Origin of the sequence: Burkholderia sp. SIMBA_051 (assembly GCF_046534915.1) — a bacterium.
Taxonomy (GTDB): Bacteria; Pseudomonadota; Gammaproteobacteria; order Burkholderiales; family Burkholderiaceae; genus Burkholderia; species Burkholderia ambifaria.
On sequence record NZ_JAWRXS010000013.1, the window covers coordinates 220,147 to 240,907 of the forward strand.

Annotated in this window: 16 protein-coding genes; 13 read left to right on the top strand and 3 right to left on the bottom strand. The window is 68.8% G+C overall.

Features of this window, described 5'->3' with window-relative positions; translation table 11 throughout:
- Positions 1-45: 45 nt before the first annotated feature.
- The 3 genes from SB771_RS28250 to SB771_RS28260 form a co-directional block, all read right to left on the bottom strand.
- Complete coding sequence (locus tag SB771_RS28250; protein WP_175661580.1) at positions 46-1,446, bottom strand: aspartate aminotransferase family protein; 1,401 nt, start codon at positions 1,444-1,446, stop codon at positions 46-48.
- Between the two features lie 161 nt (positions 1,447-1,607).
- Complete coding sequence (locus SB771_RS28255) at positions 1,608-2,534, bottom strand: 2-hydroxyacid dehydrogenase (protein ID WP_175661579.1); 927 nt, start codon at positions 2,532-2,534, stop codon at positions 1,608-1,610.
- Between the two features lie 12 nt (positions 2,535-2,546).
- Entirely contained in the window at positions 2,547-3,407 is an 861-nt protein-coding gene (locus SB771_RS28260) for a GNAT family N-acetyltransferase (RefSeq protein ID WP_175661578.1), read from the bottom strand.
- Positions 3,408-3,886: 479 nt separating this feature from the next.
- On the opposite strand from SB771_RS28260, the gene SB771_RS28265 reads away from it, so the two are divergent.
- The 13 genes from SB771_RS28265 to SB771_RS28325 all read left to right on the top strand — a co-directional run bounded on the left by SB771_RS28265 (position 3,887) and on the right by SB771_RS28325 (position 20,748).
- Positions 3,887-4,555 (top strand): haloacid dehalogenase type II, encoded by a 669-nt coding sequence (locus SB771_RS28265; protein ID WP_006749698.1) that lies wholly within the window; start codon positions 3,887-3,889, stop codon positions 4,553-4,555.
- 172 nt (positions 4,556-4,727) lie between these two features.
- Positions 4,728-6,266, top strand: coding sequence for a methyl-accepting chemotaxis protein (locus SB771_RS28270; protein WP_175661577.1), 1,539 nt, complete (start codon positions 4,728-4,730; stop codon positions 6,264-6,266).
- Between the two features lie 693 nt (positions 6,267-6,959).
- Positions 6,960-8,543 carry an ABC transporter substrate-binding protein gene (locus SB771_RS28275; RefSeq protein ID WP_165754440.1) on the top strand — a complete coding sequence of 528 codons (1,584 nt, stop codon included), beginning with the start codon at positions 6,960-6,962 and terminating at the stop codon, positions 8,541-8,543.
- A gap of 79 nt (positions 8,544-8,622) precedes the next feature.
- Positions 8,623-9,576, top strand: coding sequence for an ABC transporter permease (locus tag SB771_RS28280; RefSeq protein ID WP_126224582.1), 954 nt, complete (start codon positions 8,623-8,625; stop codon positions 9,574-9,576).
- Between the two features lie 30 nt (positions 9,577-9,606).
- Positions 9,607-10,563, top strand: a complete 957-nt coding sequence (locus SB771_RS28285) for an ABC transporter permease (protein WP_165754441.1) — start codon at positions 9,607-9,609, stop codon at positions 10,561-10,563.
- On the top strand, positions 10,563-12,437 hold the full coding sequence (locus SB771_RS28290) for an ABC transporter ATP-binding protein (RefSeq protein ID WP_175661576.1): 1,875 nt from the start codon (positions 10,563-10,565) through the stop codon (positions 12,435-12,437). Before SB771_RS28285 ends, SB771_RS28290 begins: the two co-directional genes overlap by 1 nt.
- A gap of 152 nt (positions 12,438-12,589) precedes the next feature.
- Positions 12,590-13,924 carry an NAD(P)/FAD-dependent oxidoreductase gene (locus tag SB771_RS28295; RefSeq protein ID WP_175661575.1) on the top strand — a complete coding sequence of 445 codons (1,335 nt, stop codon included), beginning with the start codon at positions 12,590-12,592 and terminating at the stop codon, positions 13,922-13,924.
- 86 nt (positions 13,925-14,010) lie between these two features.
- Complete coding sequence (locus tag SB771_RS28300) at positions 14,011-14,466, top strand: helix-turn-helix domain-containing protein (protein ID WP_175661574.1); 456 nt, start codon at positions 14,011-14,013, stop codon at positions 14,464-14,466.
- A 120-nt stretch (positions 14,467-14,586) separates the two neighbouring features.
- The gene (locus SB771_RS28305) at positions 14,587-15,321 is read left to right on the top strand and encodes a cupin domain-containing protein (protein WP_175661573.1); all 735 of its coding nucleotides are present in this window, start codon (positions 14,587-14,589) and stop codon (positions 15,319-15,321) included.
- 2 nt (positions 15,322-15,323) lie between these two features.
- Positions 15,324-16,649: an NAD(P)/FAD-dependent oxidoreductase gene (locus SB771_RS28310; protein ID WP_175661572.1), complete on the top strand. Its 1,326-nt coding sequence runs from the start codon at positions 15,324-15,326 to the stop codon at positions 16,647-16,649.
- Between the two features lie 136 nt (positions 16,650-16,785).
- The gene (locus SB771_RS28315) at positions 16,786-18,063 is read left to right on the top strand and encodes an NAD(P)/FAD-dependent oxidoreductase (RefSeq protein WP_175661571.1); all 1,278 of its coding nucleotides are present in this window, start codon (positions 16,786-16,788) and stop codon (positions 18,061-18,063) included.
- Positions 18,060-19,529 (top strand): aldehyde dehydrogenase family protein, encoded by a 1,470-nt coding sequence (locus SB771_RS28320; RefSeq protein WP_175661570.1) that lies wholly within the window; start codon positions 18,060-18,062, stop codon positions 19,527-19,529. The genes SB771_RS28315 and SB771_RS28320 overlap by 4 nt, the downstream gene beginning before the upstream one ends.
- Before the next feature lie 31 nt (positions 19,530-19,560).
- Positions 19,561-20,748, top strand: a complete 1,188-nt coding sequence (locus SB771_RS28325) for a M20 aminoacylase family protein (protein ID WP_175661569.1) — start codon at positions 19,561-19,563, stop codon at positions 20,746-20,748.
- The last annotated feature ends 13 nt before the right edge of the window (positions 20,749-20,761 follow it).

Consider the following 20,761-nt stretch of genomic DNA (forward strand, 5'->3'; position numbering starts at 1 on the left):
GAGTCGAACGATGGCCGCCACAAGCCCGGCTTTCCCTCGGCCGGCTCAGGCCGGCTGCGCGTGCGCGGCGTCGAGCGCGCGCTGCACGCCCGCGTCGGCCAGCACGTCGTCGAGCGTCTTGCGCACGCGTTCGAACAGCAGGTCGAACTCGCCCGCCGTGAAGCTCAGCGCCGGCGCGAAACCGAGCACGCCGTCGCCGAATGCGCGAAACACCACGCCGTTCGCGTAGGCGGCCGCCGCGATCCGGTCGGGCACGTTCAGCGCCGCGTCGAAGCGCGTCTTGCGCGCCTTGTCGGACACCAGTTCGAGCGCGCCGAGCAGGCCGACCGAGCGCGCGTCGCCGACGAGCGGATGCGCGCGCAGCGCATCGAGCCCCGCCGCGAAGCGCGGCGCCATCGCCTGGCCGTTCGCGAGCAGCCCGCCTTCGTGATAGAGCTTCAGCACCTCGAGGCCGATCGCCGCGCTCACCGGGTGCGCGGAATACGTATGCCCGTGACCGACCACGGCCGACTCCGCGCGGCTGCCCGCGAGGCCTTCGTAGATTTCGTCGGACATCAGCACCGCGCCCATCGGCGCATAGCCGGCGGTCAAGCCCTTCGCGACGGTCATCAGGTCCGGATCGACCTGCTCGGCCTCGCACGCGAACAGCGGCCCCGTGCGGCCGAAGCCGGTGATCACCTCGTCGGCGACGAACAGGATGCCGAGGCGCCGGCATGCGTCGCGCATCGCCTTCAGCCAGCCGGCCGGCGGCACGATCACGCCGCCGGAGCCTTGCACGGGCTCGCAGAAGAACGCGGCGACGTTGTCCGCGCCGAGTTCCGCGACCTTCGCTTCGAGCGCGGCGACCGACGCGGCGATCAGCGCCTGCGGATCGTCGCCGAGCGGGTGGCGATACGGGTAGGGCGACGGAATATGGTGCTGGTCCGCGCGCGGCAGGTCGAAATGGCGGTGGAACGCGGGCAGCGCGGTGAGCCCCGCGCCGATCGACGACGAACCGTGATAGCCGCGCTCGAGCGCGATCATCTGCTTCTTCGACGGGCGGCCGGTCGCGTTGAAATAGTGCGTGATGAAGCGCACCGCGGAATCGACCGCATCCGAGCCGCCGAGCGTGAAGTACACGCGGTTCAGCGACGGCGGCGCGAGCGCCGCGAGCCGTTCGGCCAGCTCGATCGCGGGCTGCGAGCCGAAATGGAAATAGCCGGTCGCGTAGGGCAGCTTCGTCATCTGCTCGGCGGCGGCCTTCACGATGCTGTCGCGGCCGTAGCCGACGTTCACGCACCACAGGCCCGAGAACGCGTCGAGCAGCGTATGGCCGTCGCCGTCCCGCAGGAACACGCCGTCGGCGGATTCCAGCACGGTGACGCCGCGCGCTTCGTGCGCGCGATAGTTGACGACGGGGTGGATCAGGTGTTGACGATCGGCTTCGATCAGCGCGGCTTGGTTCATGGCAGGGCGGGACTCTCGTCGGGTGTCAGCGGTGAGTCCATGCTACCGGGCGAGAATTCCGCACGCGTCTTCAATTTGTCGCCCGAAACGTATGGTCGCGGCGTTTGCACGGGGCGCTTCGGCATTTTCTGCTGCGCGCCCCGCCGGGCCGGGCGAGCGCGTCAGTAGCCGCGCGCGCGATCGACGATGCCGATCATCGGCTGTCCCGCGCGATGGCGCGCGAGGTTCTCGAGCACCGCGTCGACCGCGGTGTCGGGCCGCGTCGCGCTCGCGATGTGCGGCGTGATGCGAATGCGCGGATGCGTCCAGAACGGGTGGCCGGCCGGCAGCGGTTCGGGCTCCGTCACGTCGAGGATCGCGCTGTCGAGCCGGCCGCTGTCGAGCGCGGCGAGCAGCGCGGCCGCATCGAGCTGCGGGCCGCGCCCGACCTGCACGAGCGACGCGCCGGCCGGCAGCGCGTCGAACACGCGTGCGCCGAGCAGGCCGCGCGTGCTGTCGGTGAGCGGCAGCAGGCAGATCAGGATGTCGGTGCGGGCCAGGAACGCGTCGAGCGCCGCGTCGCCCGCGTAGCAGTCGATGCCGTCGAGCGTGCGCGGCGTGCGGCTCCAGCCCGCGCACGGGAAACCGAAGCGCCGCAGCGTGTCGAGCACGGCCTGGCCGAGCGTGCCGAGCCCGAGCACGCCGACGCGCCGCGACGCGGCCGCGCGCACCGGCTTCTCGCACCATGCCTGCACGCGCTGTTGCGCCGCATAGTCGAACAGGTCGCGGTGGATCGTCAGCACCGCCTGCGTCACGTATTCGACCATCCCTTCGACGATGCCGGGCTCGATCATCCGCACGACCGGAATGTGTGCCGGCACGCGCGATAGATCGAACTGATCGATGCCGGCGCCGACCGAGAACACGACCTCGAGGTTGGGCAGCAGCGCGATCGGATCGTCCGGCGGTTGCCACGCGGCGAGGTAGCGCACGTCGTGCGGATCGCCGAGATCCGGCCAGATCCGGAACGGGAGGTCGGGCGCGCGTTGCGCGAAGCGTTGTGCCCATTGCGCGCCGCGCACCGGGTCGGCCTTGTACAGGAAGCTCATCGTGCGTCCCGCTCAGCCGAGCGCCTGGTTGACGATCGCGAACGCGCGCAGCGCCGGATCGCGCGCGGGCGCCGCGCCGCGTGCCATCGCGACGACGGTATCGACACGCGGCAGGCCGAGCCCCTGCAGCCAGTCGGACAGCCCGCTGTCGCCCGGCACGTCGAGGCGCACGAACATGCCTTCGTGCAGCGCGAGCCAGTGGCTGATCAGCGCCTGCGCGCGCAGCGCGTCCGGCGCGATCACCGGTCCGATCACATGGCCGCGGCCGAAGCGGCGGAACAGCGCGAAGCCGAGCAGTTCGCCGTCGCGATCGAGCGCGATCCCGTTCGCGACGTCGAGCAGCGCATCGGTCACCGCGCCGCGTTCGTAGCCTGCCGCGCGCGACGCGAGCGCCGCGAGGCGCGGCCCGTCGTTCGTGCCGAGCGGGCGCAGGCGCTCGCCCGGCGGCAGCGAGATCAGCGGCGGCTGGAACGCGGCGCCCTGGTGCTGGTCGATCGTGGCGATCGCCTCGAAGCCGAACTTCACATAGAGCGGTTCGCCGGACGGCGTCGCATGCAGGAATATCGTGCGTGCGCCGAGACTGTCGACGACACGCGTGAGCAGTTCGCGGCCGATGCCGCGACCCTGGTGCTCGGGCGACACGATCACCATGCCGAGCGACGCGTGTGAATCGTCGAAGCGCCAGCCGAGCGCGGTGCCGATGACGCCGGATGCGTCCTCGGCGACGAAGCCGCCGCCGAGCTGGAACGCGAAGCGCCAGTCGTCGAGGCGGTGCGGCCACTTGACCGCTTCCGACAGGCGGTGCGCGGCGGGCAGGTCGGTGTCGACGAACGGGCGATAGGTAAGCGTGCGGGAAGGATTGAGGTCGGCCACGCCGGACTCCGGATGGGTAGAAATGACCTATCGACTCTGCCAGCGACCCACCGGCGCGGATAGGACGATTCGCCTGTTTTCCGGCGTCGGCGGGCGGCCGCGCGAGATCGATGCAAACCGGCTCGATCGGCGCGGACGAACGCGCGCGTCGTGCCGGCCGGGCCCGTCATTCCGACAGCTTGTGCTGGATGAACGCCGGTACGATGGGAGCAGGATGGCGCGGCGGCGGTTGCCGCGCCGCACCGCGCGGCGGCCGTGCCGCGCATGCGCGTGGCGGTGTCGCGAGACCCGCCGGCCGGCCGGCGCGCACTGCACAGGCGCGCACCGCAGATCGTGCCGTGCAGGGCGCGCAACACGCGGCGATCGTGCGTTTCGGGCGGCATCGAACGACGTGCGACGGATTTTTTGCCCTGATTCAATTTCGTTAAACCCAGCCCGTCCCCGGCCCTGCCGGGGCTTCACACCGACAGGACGTCACCATGATCCAGTTTGAACCGAAGTACATCACCTTCGACTGCTACGGCACGCTGACCCATTTCCGGATGGCCGAGACGGCGCGCGAAATCTATGCGGATCGGTTGTCGCCGGCCACGATGGAGGCCTTCGTGCGCGCGTTCGCCGCCTATCGGCTCGACGAGGTGCTCGGCGCATGGAAGCCGTACCGCGACGTCGTCGTCAACGCGGTCCGCCGCACGTGCGCACGGGTCGGCGTGAAGTTCGACGAAGCCGAGGCCGAGCTTTTCTATCATGCGGTGCCGACGTGGGGCCCGCATCCGGACGTGCCGGCCGGCCTGTCGCGGCTCGCCAGCAAGTACAAGCTCGTGATCCTGTCGAACGCGATGGACGACCAGATCATGAGCAACGTCGACAAGCTCGGCGCGCCGTTCCATGCGGTGTTTACCGCGCAGCAGGCGCAGTCGTACAAGCCGCGCATGCAAGGCTTCGAATACATGTTCGACAAGCTCGGCTGCAAGCCCGAGGACGTGCTGCACGTGTCGTCGAGCCTGCGCTACGACCTGATGACGGCCGAGGATCTCGGCATCAAGCACAAGGCGTTCGTGAACCGCGGTCACGAGCCCGGCACGCCGTTCTACAACTATTACGAAGTGTCGGACATCGGCCAGCTCGCGACGCAGCTCGGGCTGTAAGCCGGCTGCGCCGGCCGATTCATCGAGCGCCGGGACGCGGCCGTGATGCCGTCGCGTCCCGGCGCGTTCGGTCAGCGCACGAAACGAGGGTAATTACCGATATCGAGTCGTTCAAGCCGGGGCCGCCCGGGCCGATATATGTACCGAACGGTTAATATTTCGAGGCCCCCGCATGAAGTTGTCCACCAAACTGCTGATGCTCGTCGCCGCGGCGCTGCTCGGCGTCGTCCTGCTCGCCGCGTTGTCGCTGCACACGCTGCGCGACGCGCTGATCGACAGCCGCCGCGAAGAGATCGTCATTCTGCTGACCAAGGCCGAGCACCTGGTCGATTCGTATCGCGCGATGCAGACGAGCGGCACGCTCACGCAGGAGCAGGCGCAGCAGCAGGCCAAGGCCGCGCTGGCGGCGCTCAACGCGAATTCGAAGAGCTACTTCTGGGTCACGACGTCCGACGGCGTCAACCTCGTCCACCCGAACGCGAAGTTCATCGGCACGCGCGCGAAAGGCAACCGCACGACCAGCGGCCTGACCGACAGCGACGCGTACCGCGCGGGGATGGCGCAGGCGCATTTCGCGCTCGTCGACGTGCTGATCAAGCGCAGCCCTGACGCGGACCTGGAGCCGAAGCTGCAGGGCGTGGTCGCGATTCCGGACTGGAACTGGTGGATCGGCACCGGATTTTTCTACGACGACATCAACGCGGCGTTTGCCCGGCTCGCGATGGTGCTGGGCGCCGTCGCGCTCGTCATCGCCGCGGCGCTCGCGGCCATCGCATGGGGCGTGCTGCGCAGTGTCAGGCGCACGCTGGGCGGCGAGCCCGCGCATGCGACGCAGATCGCCGCCCGCATCGCCGCCGGCGAACTGGACGTGCCGTTCGATACGGCGCACGCCGCGCCCGGCAGTCTGCTCGTCGCGCTGGGCGACATGAAGGCGCGGCTGACCGACACCATCGCCGAGATCCAGACCACGACCCACTCGATCGCCACCGGCACCGGCGAGATCGCGCAAGGCAACCTGGATCTGTCGCAGCGCACGGAGCAGCAGGCCGCATCGCTGCAGGAAACGGCGGCGAGCATGGAGCAGATCACGTCCACGGTCAAACAGAACGCCGACAACGCGCGCCAGGCGAATGCGCTCGTGGCCCAGGCGAAGGATGCGACGGAACTCGGCGGCGCCGCCGTGCAGGCGGTCGTCGAAACGATGCGGCAGATTTCGGACGGATCGGTGCGGATCGCCGACATTACCGTCGTCATCGAAAGCATCGCCTTCCAGACCAACATTCTCGCGCTCAACGCCGCGGTGGAAGCCGCGCGGGCCGGCGAGGAGGGGCGCGGGTTCGCCGTCGTCGCGTCGGAAGTCCGCTCGCTCGCGCAACGCAGCGCCGCGGCCGCGAAGGACATCAAGGGATTGATCGACGCGTCGGTCGAGCGGGCCGGCAGCGGCAGCCGGCTCGTCGAGACGGCCGGCGCGCGCATGACGGAGATCGTCCGGTCGATCGACCGGGTGGCCGACATCATGGGCGAGATTTCCGCGGCATCGGCCGAGCAAAGCACCGGCATCGAACAGATCGGGCTGGCGGTCGCGCAAATGGACGAAGTCACCCAGCAGAACGCCGCGCTCGTCGAGCAGGCGGCTGCGGCCGCTTCGTCGCTGGACGAGCAGGCCGCGCGGCTGCGGGCCGCCGTATCGGTATTCCGGCTCGCTGCGTGACGGCTTCGCGCCGTCCGCTCGCGGCCGGCGTATCACCCTGCCTCCTGGGCGTCGCGCCGGCGCCTGCCCGACGTGCGCGGCGACATGCCGGCGACGCACGCGTCGCCGCACGCGGGCGCGGCGCCTGACGGCTGCACGCGTCCGGTTTCCGGGCAGTCCCGCCTGCTTCCCGTCTTCCCGCCAGGCCGTTCCGATCGAGCGGCATTCTTCTGAACTTTCCTGCGCGACGTCCCGTCGCGATCCCCACCGTCGACGCCCGTGCATGCGGCGATCTGCCGCAACGTGCCGCTCGTTTCGGCCGTCGTGGGCAGGCGCGCACGCATTCGACACAAACGTGCGGTTTGCGTGAGCCAAACGCGCGCCGGATGCCGAACGGGCAATTTTGTCGGCGCAATCTGCGGCGGCCGCGGCCTTACGATTTCCTGCATCGACACGGGTTCGGCAACCACCGCGACACGCCGCCGGGCCAACGGCGACACGTGCGTGCACGCAGCAATTCATGCTGCGCGGGCCGCTCAAAACGGTCGATTCGTATCGTGCGGGCCGCCCGAATCGCGACAAACCGCATTTTGGCGATGCTTAAATGAATTGCATGTGTACGACGTTGCGCCCGCCACCAGCAAGCGGGCGCGGCGGGATTCGAGAACCACGCTGGACCCAGGACCCCACTTTCCACAGCCAGGAGCAGTTCGGATGAGCGACGATATCGACAACGGCGGCAAGGGCGGCTTCACGCGCCGCGACATGATGAAGGTCATGGCGGCGAGCGGCATGATGGCCGCCGGCGCCGGCGGACTGCTGATGACCCCCGGCTCTGCATTCGCCGCGCCCGCGCCGAAGCGCGGCGGCAAGATCCGGGTCGCGAACGAAGCCGGCTCGACGGCCGATACGCTCGACCCGGCCAAGGGCTCGACGGGCGCGGACTACACGCGCTTCTTCATGTTCTACAGCGGCCTCACGCAGCTCGATGCGAGCCTGACGCCGCAGATGAACCTCGCCGAGTCGCTGCAGACGACCGATGCGAAGACGTGGATCATCAAGCTGCGCAAGGGCGTCACGTTCCACGACGGCAAGCCGGTCGGCCCGGCCGACGTGGTGTTTTCGCTGATGCGCCACAAGAACGCGGCCACCGCGTCGAAGGTCAAGACGCTTGCCGAACAGTTCGCGGACGCGAAGGCGAGCGGCCCGGACGAAGTCACGCTCACGCTCGCCAGCGCGAACGCGGACCTGCCGGTGATCCTCGCGACGCCGCAACTGGTGATCGTCAAGGACGGCACGACCGACTTCTCGACCGGCATCGGCTGCGGCCCGTACAAGCTGAAGTCGTTCAAGCCGGGCGTGTCGACCGTCGGCGTGCGCAACGACAGCTACTTCAAGCCGGGCAGGCCGTATCTCGACGAGATCGAGCTGATCGGCATCAGCGACAGCGCCGCGCGCCTGAACGCGCTGCTGTCGGGTGACGTGCACCTGATCAACGCGATCGATCCGCGCTCGACGCAGCGGGTCTCGTCGACGCCGGGCTACGCGCTGAAGGAAACCAAGTCGGGCCTCTATACCGACCTGATCATGCGCAGCGACAACCCGATCGTCTCGAGTCCCGATTTCGTCGAAGGGATGAAGTACCTGTTCGATCGCGAGCAGCTCCGCACGGCGGTGTTTCGCGGCTACTCGGTGATCGGCAACGACCAGCCGATTCCGCCGGGGCACCGCTACTTCAACGCGTCGCTGCCGCAGCGGGCGCACGATCCGGACAAGGCGAAGTTCCTGTTCAAGAAGGCGGGCGCGCTCGGCGCCACGTTGCCGCCGGTCTATGCGACGTCCGACGCGAACGGGTCGATCGAAATGGCCGTGCTGCTGCAGCAGGCCGGCCAGAAGATCGGGCTGAACCTGCAGGTCAACCGCGCGTCGCCCGACGGCTACTGGTCGAACCACTGGATGAAGCACCCGCTCACCTTCGGCAACATCAACCCGCGCTCGAGCGCCGACGTGCTGTTCACGCAGTTCTTCAAGTCGGATGCGCCGTGGAACGAGTCGGGCTGGAAGAACGCGAAGTTCGACCAGCTGCTGCTCGCCGCGCGTTCGGAAACCGACGACGCGAAGCGCAAGCAGATGTACGGCGACATGCAGGTGATCGTGGCGCAGCAGGGCCGCGTCGGCATTCCGGCGTTCATCAGCTTCCTCGACGGCTACGACAAGCGGCTCGCGGGCCTCGGCTCGATCCCCACCGGGCCGATGATGGGCTTCACGTTCGCCGAGAACGTGTGGTGGAACGCATGACATTGTGGCTGGCCGCCGTCGCGCGGCCGGTGCGAATCATCGCGCCGGCCGCACGCGGCTTTTCCGGGAGTGCGACTCCATGAATCGAATTTTGCTCGGGCTGATCGGCCGGCGCATCGCGGTCACCGCGCTGACGCTGCTGATCGTATCCGCGATCATCTTCACGATCACGAACCTGCTGCCGGGCGACGCCGCGCAGGCCGCGCTCGGCCAGTCGGCGACGCCGGAGACGGTCGCCGCGCTGCGCCAGCAGTTCGGTCTCGACATGCCGGCGCACGTGCGTTACCTGCACTGGCTCGGCGGGCTGCTGCACGGCGACTTCGGCCGGTCGTTTTCCGGCGACATGCCGGTGTCGGAGCTGATCGGCGGGCGCCTGCCGAAGTCGCTCACGCTGGCGGCGATCACGACCGCGGTGTCGGTGCCGATCGCATTGCTGCTCGGGATCCTCGCGGCGGTCAAGCGCGAGTCGGCGATCGACCGCGTGATCAGCCTCGGCACGCTGTCGCTCGTCGCGACGCCGGAATTCCTGATCGCGACAGTCGCCGTGCTCGTGTTCGCGGTGAAGCTGCACTGGCTGTCCGCGCTGTCGTACAGCGGCCCGATCGAAAGCCTGCACGATTTCCTGCGTGCGTATGCGATGCCGGTGCTGACGCTGTGCGCGGTCGTGATCGCGCAGATGGCGCGGATGACGCGCGCCGCGGTGATCGAGCAACTGAGCGCGTCGTATGTCGAGATGGCCGTGTTGAAGGGCGCGAGCCCCGCGCGCGTCGTGCTGCGCCATGCGTTGCCGAACGCGATCGGCCCGATCGCCAATGCGATCGCGTTGAGCCTGTCGTATCTGCTCGGCGGCGTGATCGTCGTCGAGACGATCTTCAACTATCCGGGCCTCGCGAGCCTGATGGTCGACGCCGTCAGCAACCGCGATTTCCCGTTGGTTCAGGCCTGCACGCTGATCTTCTGCGTCGCTTACCTGACGCTGGTGCTGTTCGCCGACCTGTGCTCGATCGTGTCGAACCCGCGACTGCGCACCTGAGTGTTTCGTTTTCCTTCCGAGATGCCGCCCATGCAACCGATCGAACCCGTACAACGCAGCAGCGCGCTGCCGCCATCCGGCGACCCGCCCCTCGGGCGGGGCAGCATGCCGCCTGCCGCGCCCGCCCCCGACCAGCCGCGCAAGCGCCGCGCCGCGCGCATCGCCTTGACCGCCGGCGGCCGCGTCGGCCTGTCGATGGTCGGCCTGATGCTGTTCGTCGCGGTGTTCGGGCCGCTGATCGCGCCGCATGACGTCGGCGCGATCGTCACGCCGGACGTGTTCGCGTCGTTCAGTGCGAAGCTGCCGTTCGGCTCCGACTTCCTCGGCCGCGACATGCTGAGCCGGATCCTGTACGGCACGCGGCTGACCGTGCTGCTCGCGCTCGCCGCGGTGCTGCTCGCCGCGGTGACCGGCACGACGCTCGGGCTGCTCGCGACCGTGTCGGGCCGCGCGGTCGACGAGACGATGAGCAGGCTGCTCGACGCGCTCACGTCGATTCCGTCGAAGATGTTCGCGCTGATGTTCGTCGCCGCATTCGGCTCGTCGCTGCCGCTGCTGGTCCTCACCGCCGCGATCAGCTACATGCCCGGCTCGTACCGGATCGCGCGTGCGCTGGCGGTCAACATCAGCACGCTCGAATTCGTGCAGGTGGCCAAGGCGCGCGGCGAAAGCGCGCTGTACATCGCGTGCGTCGAGATGCTGCCGAACATGATCCATCCGATGCTGGCGGACACCGGGCTGCGCTTCACGTTCGTCGTGCTGCTGCTGAGCGGCCTGAGCTTTCTCGGGCTCGGCGTGCAGCCGCCGTACGCGGACCTCGGCTCGCTCGTGCGCGAGAACATCGCGAGCCTCGGCGACGGCTCGGCCGTCGCGATCATGCCCGCGGTCGCGATCGCGATCCTGACGGTGGGCGTCAACCTGATGATCGACGGCCTGCCGCATCGCGGCCGCCGCAAGGGCGCGGCCGGCGCCGCCGGAGGACACTGATGCGACACGAATCGAACCCGCTCGTCGAGGTGCGCGGGCTGCGCGTGGTCGGCGGCCGGCCGGGTGGCGAGGAAACGACGATCGTCCACGGCGTCGACTTCGACGTCGCGCGTGGCGAGGTGCTCGCGCTGATCGGCGAATCGGGCTCCGGCAAGACGACGATCGCGCTGTCGCTGATGGGCCATGCGCGCGCCGGCTGCCGGATCGCCGGCGGCTCGGTGAAGCTCGGCGGCACGGACGTATGCACGCTGTCCGCGCAGGCGCTGACAGCCTTGCGCGGCCGCAAGGTCGCGTATATCGCGCAGAGCGCGGCCGCTGCCTTCAACCCGTCGCGCACGATTCTCGACCAGGTGATCGAGAGCGCGCTGATCCACAAGACGATGACGAAGCGCGATGCGCAGGCGAAGGCGGTCGAGCTATTCCGCGCGCTCGCGCTGCCCGAGCCGGAGACGATCGGCAAGCGCTATCCGCACCAGGTGTCGGGCGGTCAACTGCAGCGGCTGATGGCCGCGATGGCGCTGATCACCGACCCGGAGCTGGTGATCCTCGACGAGCCGACCACCGCGCTCGACGTGACCACGCAGATCGACGTGCTGCAGGCGTTCAAGAACGTGATCCGGCGCTACGGGATGAGTGCGGTGTACGTGTCGCACGACCTGGCGGTGGTCGCGCAGATGGCCGACCGGATCGTCGTGCTGAGCGACGGCCAGATCCGCGAAGCGGGCGAGACCGAACAGATCCTGCACGCGCCGGCGCATCCGTACACGCAAAGCCTGATCGCGGCGGTCACGCCGGGCGCGATCGAACGCGACGCGAAATTCGCGCAGGCCGCGCCCGCGCCGCTGCTCGACGTGCGCGGCGCGGTCGCCGGCTACGGCGGCCGCACCGCGAAAGGCTGGCCCGCGAAGGTGATCTTGCACGAAGTGGACCTGCGCATCGGGCGCGGGCAGACGGTCGGCGTGATCGGCGAATCGGGTTCCGGCAAGACGACGCTCGCGAAGGTGATCGCGGGCCTCGTGCCGGCGACGGCCGGGCAGATCCTGCTCGACGGCGAGCCGCTCGCGCTCGACATCGGCAAGCGTTCCAAGGAGCAGCACCGCCGCGTGCAGATCGTGTTCCAGAACGCCGATACCGCGCTCAACCCGGTGCATACCGTCGAGCGCACGCTGGCGCGGCCGCTCGCGTTCTATCACGGGATCAAGGGCGCGCGGGCGCGGCAGCGCGTCGCGGAACTGCTCGACCTCGTGCGGCTGCCGCAGGCGGTGGCCGCGCGGCGCACCGGCGAGTTGTCCGGCGGGCAGAAGCAGCGCGTGAACCTCGCGCGCGCACTCGCGGCCGAGCCCGACCTGATCCTGTGCGACGAGGTCACGTCGGCGCTCGACACCGTGGTCGGCGCCGCGATCATGGATTTGCTGCGCGACCTGCAGGCGAAGCTCGGCGTGTCGTACGTGTTCATCACGCACGACATCGCGAAGGTGCGCGCGATCAGCGACGACATCGTCGTGCTGTACGCGGGCCGTCGCGTCGAAACCGGCAGTCGCGATGCGCTGTGCGCGCCGCCTTACCACCCGTATTCGCATCTGCTGGTGTCGTCCGCGCCAGAGCTGCGCGCAGGCTGGCTCGACGACGCGGCCGAGCGTTGCCACCGGCCGCTGGTGCCGATCGGCGAGCGCGAGAACGAGGCCGAGCTGTGTCCGTTCCTGTCGCGCTGCTCGATGCGGGTGGACGGCGTGTGCAACCGGACGGCGCCCACGCTGCGCACGCTCGGGAACGGCGCGAAGGTGTTGTGTCATCGCAGCGAGGAAGACCTCACGCGCTTCCAGGCGGAGCCAGTGGAGGCCGGCGGAGCGCCGGTGCAGCCGGTGCGTTTGTAGCGCGCCAGACGTTACGTGTTCGTCACGCGTTCGTCGCGCATGCCGCGGCAGCCGGCGTTCCGCATAGTCTGCTGCGGCGGTCGCGCAAAACGGCAATTTGTACGCGTGCCGCGCGCGAATACGCGGCAACTGCAGTTTTTGACGGTGATTAAATGATTCTCATTGAACGGTCGCCGATCGTCATTGCCGGCATGCTCGAGAAGGATCCGATGAAACTGGAATCGTACTGGCTGGATACCCGCCCCGCGTTTCGCGCCGGAAGCGTTGGCCCCGTCGAGGGACGCGCGGACGTGGTCGTGATCGGCGGCGGCTTCACCGGCTTGTCGGCGGCGCTCGCGCTCGCGCAGCGCGGCGTGTCGGTGGTCGTGCTCGAAGCCGCGCAGGTCGCGGGCGAAGCGTCCGGCCGCAACGGCGGCCAGTGCAATACGGGCGTCGCGCAGGACTACGCGTCGCTGGCCGCGCGCATCGGCGCCGCGCAGGCGAAGCAGTTCTATCGCGCGTACGAAAGCGCGGTGAAGAGCGTCGAGACGATCGTGACCGAACAGGCGATCGATTGCGATTTCCGGCGCGCCGGCAAGCTGAAGCTCGCCGCGAAACCGCAGCATTTCGCGGGGCTTGAAAAGACCTTCAACGCGTTGCGGCGCGACGTCGATCCGGACATCGAGCTGATCGACCCGTCGCACATCCGCGACGAAGTCGGCTCCGACGGTTTCTACGGTGGACTCCTGCAGCGCAACGGCGCGCAGATGCACATGGGCAAGTTCGGCGTCGGGCTCGCGCAAGCGGCCGTGCGGGCCGGCGCACGCGTGTACGAGCACGCGGCCGTCACGCAGCTCGACCGGCTCGACGGCGAGCGCCACAGAATTACCTGCGCTCGCGGCACGATCGTCGCCGACCGCGTGCTGGTCGCGACCGGCGCATCGCAGCACGGGCCGTTCGCGTGGTTCCGGCGACGCATCGCGCCGGTCGGCAGCTTCATCGTCGTCACCGAGCCGTTGGCCGACGCGCAGTTGAACCGGCTGTTCCCGCATCGTCGTGCGTATGTGACGTCGCGCCAGATCGGCAACTACTTCCGCGTGACGCCCGATAACCGATTGTTGTTCGGCGGCCGCGCGCGCTTCGCGATGTCGAGCCCGCGCTCGGACGCGAAAAGCGGCGACATCCTGCGCGCCGGCATGGCCGGCTATTTCCCCGAGCTGGCTCACGTCCGCCTCGATTACTGCTGGGGCGGGCTGGTCGACATCACCGCCGACCGGCGGCCGCGCGCGGGCCAGCACGACGGGCTCTATTACTCGATGGGCTACAGCGGCCACGGCGTGCAGATGGCGGTGCACATGGGCCGCGTGATGGCCGACGTGCTGTACGGCGCGGCCGCATCGAATCCGTGGCGCGAGCTCGACTGGCCGGCGATGCCCGGCCATTTCGGGCACGCGTGGTTCCTGCCGATCGTCGGCGCGTATTACCGGATGCAGGATTTCCTGCACTGAAGCGAGCGCCCAGGAGGATTCGACATGAAAGTGCGTTTCGTTTACCCATTCTCCGTCGTGCAGGCGGCGGCATGAGGGCGGCGAGCATGGCTGTTCCGTTTCTCGATCCGATCGACGGCACGATTCCCCGCGCGGCGCGTGTCGCGCGGCCCGTCTCGCCGGCGATCGGCGACGTGCTGCGCACGATCGACGCGTCGTTCGCGCAGCCGCTGAACCTCGACACGCTCGCGGCCGTGGCCGGGTTGAGCGTGTCTCGTTTCACCGCGCGTTTTCGCAGCGAAACCGGGCTGTCGCCGCACCGGTATCTGTGCCTCGTGCGAGTGCGGCGGGCGCAGGACCTGTTGCGTGCCGGTCTCGCGCCGTCGGTCGTCGCGACCGACGTCGGTTTCTTCGATCAGAGCCATCTGTGCCGGCATTTCCGGCGGGTGCTCGGGATCACGCCGGGTGATTACGTGGTCGCCCGAACGGGCGGCGCGCCGGTGCGAACGCCATCGACGCGCCTGCGCGCCGAACGCCGCGAAGCGTCGTGTCACGCGGCGTAAGCGCACGCATGGACGACATGCCCCGCTGAGGATGTCCGGCAGAAGCGCCGGCGAACGACGATTTCCGATATCGCGTGACGGCTTTTGAACGAATCCGTCACGCACTGCACAGGAGCAGAAATGACCGCAGTTTTCGTGTTGCACCGGGCCGACGGCGCACCGCCTTCCACCGCGTTCCGCAAGCAGGCGTTCGGCGCGAGCGATCCGTTCGCGTCGCATCGCGAGATCGCGTGGGAAGGCCCCGACGCGATGGCCGCGGGGCGCATCGGCTTCGTCGGCGAACTCGACATCGCGAGCTTTCCGCACATCGAAACGCTCGTGGTCGTCGCAGGCGAGTTGACGCTCGAAGCTGACGGCGCCGCACCGCTGGTGCTCGGCCCGCGCCAGGGCGTGGTGATCGGCGGCGGCACCGCGCTGCGCATCACCGCGCAAGCGCCCGTGCTGTTGACGTTCTGCGCGGCCGCATGCACGAACCCGACGAAGCGCGGCCTCTTCCCGCTGCGTGCCGACGCCGACTTCAAGCCGTCGTCGACGCTGCCCGCGGAAGTGCTGCTCGGGCCCGCGCCGCAATGCCGCAGTGACAACGTGTTTCTCGACGACGGCGCCGAGTACTGCGCGGGCACGTGGGATTCGACGCCCTATCACCGGATCATTCGCCCGCATCGCGTGAACGAATTCATGCTCCTGCTGGACGGCGGCGTCCGGTTCGCCGCGCCCGACGGCAGCGTCCTGTCGCTCGGCGCCGGCGACGCGCTGTTCGTGCCGCGCGGCGCGTCGATCGGGTGGGAAAGCAGCGAACGCGTGGCGAAGTTCTACGTTGTGCAAAACGTCCAAGCATCAACCGACCGAGACTGAACATGTCCCCTCCGCTGCGCCATATTGAAACTTCGCCCACGCCACCGGCTTCGGCCGACGTCGTCGTGATCGGCGGCGGCATCATCGGCGTCTTCACCGCCTACTACCTCGCCCGGCGCGGGGTGTCGGTCGCGCTGGTCGAGAAGGGCCGCATCGGCGCCGAGCAGTCGAGCCGCAACTGGGGCTGGTGCCGCCAGCAAAACCGCGACGCGCGCGAGTTGCCGATGGCGAGCAAGAGCATCGACCTGTGGGAACGATTCGCGGCCGAATCCGGCGAAGACACGGGCTTTCATCGCTGCGGGCTGCTGTATCTGAGCAATGACGACGAAGAGCTGTCCCGCTGGGCCAGCTGGGGCGAATTCGCGAAGACCGCGGGCGTGACCACGTACATGCTCGACAGCAAGCAGGCCGCCGAGCGCGGACGGGCTACCGGGCGGCAGTGGAAGGGCGGCGTGTTCTCGCCGACCGACGGCACGGCCGATCCAGGCAAGGCCGCGCCGGCCGTGGCCGCCGCGCTGATCAAGCTGGGCGGCAGTGTCCACCAGCACTGCGCGGCGCGCGGCATCGAACTCGAAGGCGGCCGGGTCGCGGGCGTCGTCACCGAGGCGGGCGTCATCAAGACCCGAACGGTCGTGATGGCCGGCGGTGCATGGGCGTCGTCGTTCTGCCGCCAGCTCGGCATCCGGTTTCCGCAAGCGTCGATCCGTCAGTCGATCCTGAGCGTGTCGCCGGTCGAAACGCCGTTGCCGGATGCGATGTACACGTCCGGCGTGTCCATCACGCGCCGCAGCGACGGACGCTACGCGTTGGCGATCAGCGGCCGCGCGCGCGTGGACCTGACGCCGCAGTTCCTGCGCTTCGCGCCGCAATTCGTGCCGATGTTCGCGAAACGCTGGCGCAATCTGCTGCCGGGCGGCCTCGAAGGCGTGCGCGGCGGCCACGAAACGTTGAAGCGCTGGCGCCTCGACGCGCCGACGCCGATGGAAGCCGTACGCATTCTCGATCCGAAGCCCGACATGCCGACGGTCACCGAAACGTACCGCCGCGCGGCCGAACTGTTGCCCGAACTGCGCGAAGCGAAGATCACGCACGCGTGGGCCGGGTTCGTCGACAGCACGCCGGACGGCGTGCCGGGCATCGGCGAAGTGCCGGGCGTGCCGGGGCTGATCCTCGCGGCGGGGTTTTCGGGTCACGGCTTCGGGATTGGCCCGGGCGCCGGGCACCTGATCGCCGATCTCGCGTCTGGTGCGCAACCTTTCGTGGACCCGGCGCCGTACCGGCCCAGCCGGTTCAGCGAGTCCGCATGGGGCAAGGTCGCGGATTTCTAATGCAGGACCGTCGCGCTGACGCGGGGGCAGCCTGGACGAGGCGCGCCGATCCGGATCGCGGGCAAGCGGCCGGATCGGCGCGGCGAACGTTGGTCGGCCTGGCAGCACGGTGCGGTGGACAGCTTGGGAGTGCCTGATGCGTTTCAGTTCCTACTGGCTCGATACGTCGGAGCCATTCGCGAGCAGCTCGCCGGAGTTGCCTGACGGAAGTTGCGACGTGGTGGTGGTGGGCGGCGGCATCACCGGTTCGGCCGCCGCACTGGCGCTGGCCAAGAAAGGCGCGCGCGTGATCGTCTGCGAGGCGGGCACCGTCGGGCAGGCGGCATCGGGACGCAACGGCGGCATGTGCAACAACGGCTTCGCACAGGATTACGCGTTCCTGTCGCAGCGCATCGGCACGGAACTGGCGAACCGGTTGTATCTCGCGTTCGACGCGGGTGTCGATACGGTCGAGCGGCTGGTCCGGGAGGAGTCGATCGATTGCGATTTCGCGCGGCGCGGCAAGCTGAAGCTCGCGGCGAAGCCCGAGCACTACGACAAGCTCGTGCGAAGCCAGGCGCTGCTCGCCGCCAGCGTCGACCCCGACACGCGCCTGGTCACGAAGGCGGAGCTGCGCGACGAGATCGGTTCGAACCGATATCACGGCGGGCTGCTGTTCGGCAAGAGCGCCGGGATGCATGTTGGCCGTTATGTGCGCGGCCTCGCGCGCGCCGCGCAAGCCCGCGGCGCGCATATTCTCGAGCATGCGCCGGTGCTCGGCCTGCAGCGGCAAGCGGGCGGCGCGTACGCGGTGCAAACACCGCTCGGCGAGATCCGTGCGCGCCAGGTGCTGCTCGCGAGCGGCATCTCGCAGGTCGGGCCGTTCGGCTGGGTTCGCCGCAGGATCGTGCCGGTCGGCGCGTTCATCATCGTCACCGAGCCGTTGCCGAACGACCTGCTCGACCGCTTGCTGCCGACGCGCCGGATGGTCACCGACACGAAGAACTTCGTGAATTTCTTCCGCGTCACGCCCGACAACCGGATGCTGTTCGGCGGGCGCGCGCGTTTTGCCGCGTCGAATCCGCGCTCCGACGAAAAGAGCGGGGCGATTCTGCGGCAGCAGATGGCCGCCGTGTTTCCCGAACTGGCCGCCGTGCGCATCGACTATTGCTGGGGCGGGATGGTCGACATGACGGCCAACCGGCTGCCGCGCGCAGGCCAGCGCGACGGCGTGTACTACTCGATGGGCTATAGCGGCCACGGCACGCACATGGCGACGCTGATGGGCACGCTGATGGCGGAGATCATGGACGGACGCGCCGATCTCAATCCGTGGAAAAGCTTCGACTGGCCCGCGATTCCCGGGCATTTCGGCAAGCCGTGGTTTCTGCCGTTCGTCGGCGCATGGTATCGACTCAAGGACACGCTGCAATGAATTCACTCGTCAATTCGCCGGTTCGTCATCTGAAGGAAGCCGGCAGGCTCGATCGCTTCTTCATCGACGGCGACTGGGTTTTACCGGATGGCAGCGACCGGTTCGCGGTCATCTGCCCGTCCACCGAAGACACGCTGTGCGAGATCCCGCTCGGTAACGCACGCGATGCCGACCGCGCGGTGCAGGCCGCGCACCGCGCGTTCGAACGCTGGTCCACGACCTCGCCGCAACAACGCGCCGCGTTGCTCGACCGCGTGCATGCGTTGATGCTGGAGCGCGCGGAATGGTTCGCCACGGCGCTCGCGCTCGAAATGGGCGCGCCGATCGCTTATGCACGCGGCGCCCATGTGCCGCTCGCGGCCGAACATATCCGCGTCGCGCGCGACAATCTGGCCCGCTACCCGTTCGTCTCGCGGCGCGGGACGACCGCGGTCGTACGCGAGCCGATCGGCGTATGCGCGCTGATCACGCCGTGGAACTGGCCGATCTATCAGATCACCGCGAAGGTCGGCCCGGCGCTCGCGGCAGGCTGCACGGTAGTACTGAAACCCAGCGAGCTGTCGCCGCTCAGCGCGCTGCTGTTCGCGGAAGTGATCGCCGATGCGGGCGTGCCGGCGGGCGTGTTCAACCTGGTGAGCGGCAGCGGCGAGGCGGTGGGCGCCGCGCTTTCGTCGCACCCCGAGGTCGACATGGTGTCGATTACCGGGTCGACGCGCGCGGGCGTGCTCGTCGCGCAGGCGGCGGCCCCGACCGTCAAGCGCGTCGCGCAGGAGCTGGGCGGCAAATCGCCGAACATCGTGTTGCCGGACGCGGACCTGCAGCAGGCCATCGCGCCGGGCGTGGCCGCCGCGTTCCGCAACATGGGGCAATCGTGCAGCGCGCCGACCCGCATGATCGTGCCACGCGACGCGCTCGGCGCGGTCGAGGAACTGGCTGTCGCGGCAGCGCAGCGGCTGATCGTCGGCGATCCATTCGACGACGCGACGACGCACGGGCCGCTCGCCAACCGCGCGCAGTTCGGCCGCGTCGCGCAGATGATCGACGTGGGCATCGACGAACGGGCGAAGCTGATCGCCGGCGGCCCTGGACGGCCTGCGGGATTCGACCGCGGCTTCTACGCGCGGCCGACGATCTTTTCCGATGTGCGCACCGACATGGCGATCGCGCAGCAGGAGATCTTCGGTCCGGTCCTGGCGATCCTTCCTTACGATACGGTCGACGAAGCCGTCGCGATCGCGAACGACACCGTCTATGGGCTCGGCGCGCATGTGCAGGGCGCCGACAAGGAACGCGCACGTGCGGTGGCCGCGCGCATCCGGTCGGGGCAGGTGCATCTGAACTACCCAGCGTGGGATCCGCAGGCGCCGTTCGGCGGCTACAAGCAGTCGGGCAACGGTCGCGAGTACGGGATCGAAGGGATGGAGGAGTATATGGAGATCAAGTCCGTCATCGGTTTTTACGACTGACCCAGCCGTCTACTTTTCGAAGGTGCCGAAATTGGAAAACCCTGTGATTCCCGACACATCGCTGCAAGCGCATCACGCGCACTGGGCGAAGCTGCGCCGCGACCTGCATGCGCATCCTGAGCTGCGATTCGAAGAACACCGGACGGCCGACGTCGTCGCCCGCGAGCTCGAAGCGCTCGGCTATGCGGTGTCGCGCGGGCTCGGCGGCACGGGCGTCGTGGCGAGCCTGCCCGGCGCGGATCCGGGCCGCGGCATCGTCCTGCGCGCCGATCTGGATGCGTTGCCGATCCACGAAGCGAACGACTTCGCGCATGCGTCGTGCACGCACGGGATCATGCACGCGTGCGGTCATGACGGCCATACCGTGATGTTGCTCGGCGCCGCGCGCGTGCTGAAAGCGTTGCCGCAGCTGCCGGGCAGCGTCCATTTCGTGTTTCAGCCGGGGGAAGAGGGTGGCGCGGGCGCGCGCAAGATGATCGACGACGGGCTGTTCGAGCAATGCCCGACCGAGGCGGTATTCGGCATGCACAACTGGCCCGGTTTGCCGGCCGGGCATTTCGGGTTGCGCACCGGCCCGATCATGGCCGCCGGCTCGCGGTTCAGGATCACGATCACCGGCAAGGGCGCGCATGCGGCGCAGCCGCACCTGGGCATCGATCCCGTTCCGCTTGCGTGCTCGATGGTGCTGCAGTGCCAGACGATCGCCGCGCGGCACAAGGATCCCGTCGACCCGGCGGTGATTTCCGTCTGCATGTTCCATGCGGGCACGACGGACAACGTCATTCCGGACACGGCCGAGCTGCGCGGGACGATCCGCACGCTGTCGTCCGCGTTGCAGCAACAGTTGCAGCGCGACGTCCGGCTCATGTGCGAAGGGCTGGCGGCGGCTTATGGCGCGCAGGTCGACGTCGAATTCTTTCAGTACTACCCGGCAACGGTCAACACGCCGACCGAGACGGCGCTGTGCGAAGCGGTGATTCGCGACACCTTTGGCGACGAACGCCTGTATCCCGACGTGCCGCCGAACATGACGTCCGAAGACTTCGGCTTCATGCTGGAGGAGCGCCCGGGCGCGTACGTGCTGATCGGCAACGCGCCGGTCGGATCGACGTCGCCGGCGTTGCATCACCCGAAATACGATTTCAACGACGACATCATTCCGGCTGGCGTCCGGTACTGGGTGGCACTGGCACGGCAGTATTTCGCGCGATTTCCGTGACGCTGTGCGTGAT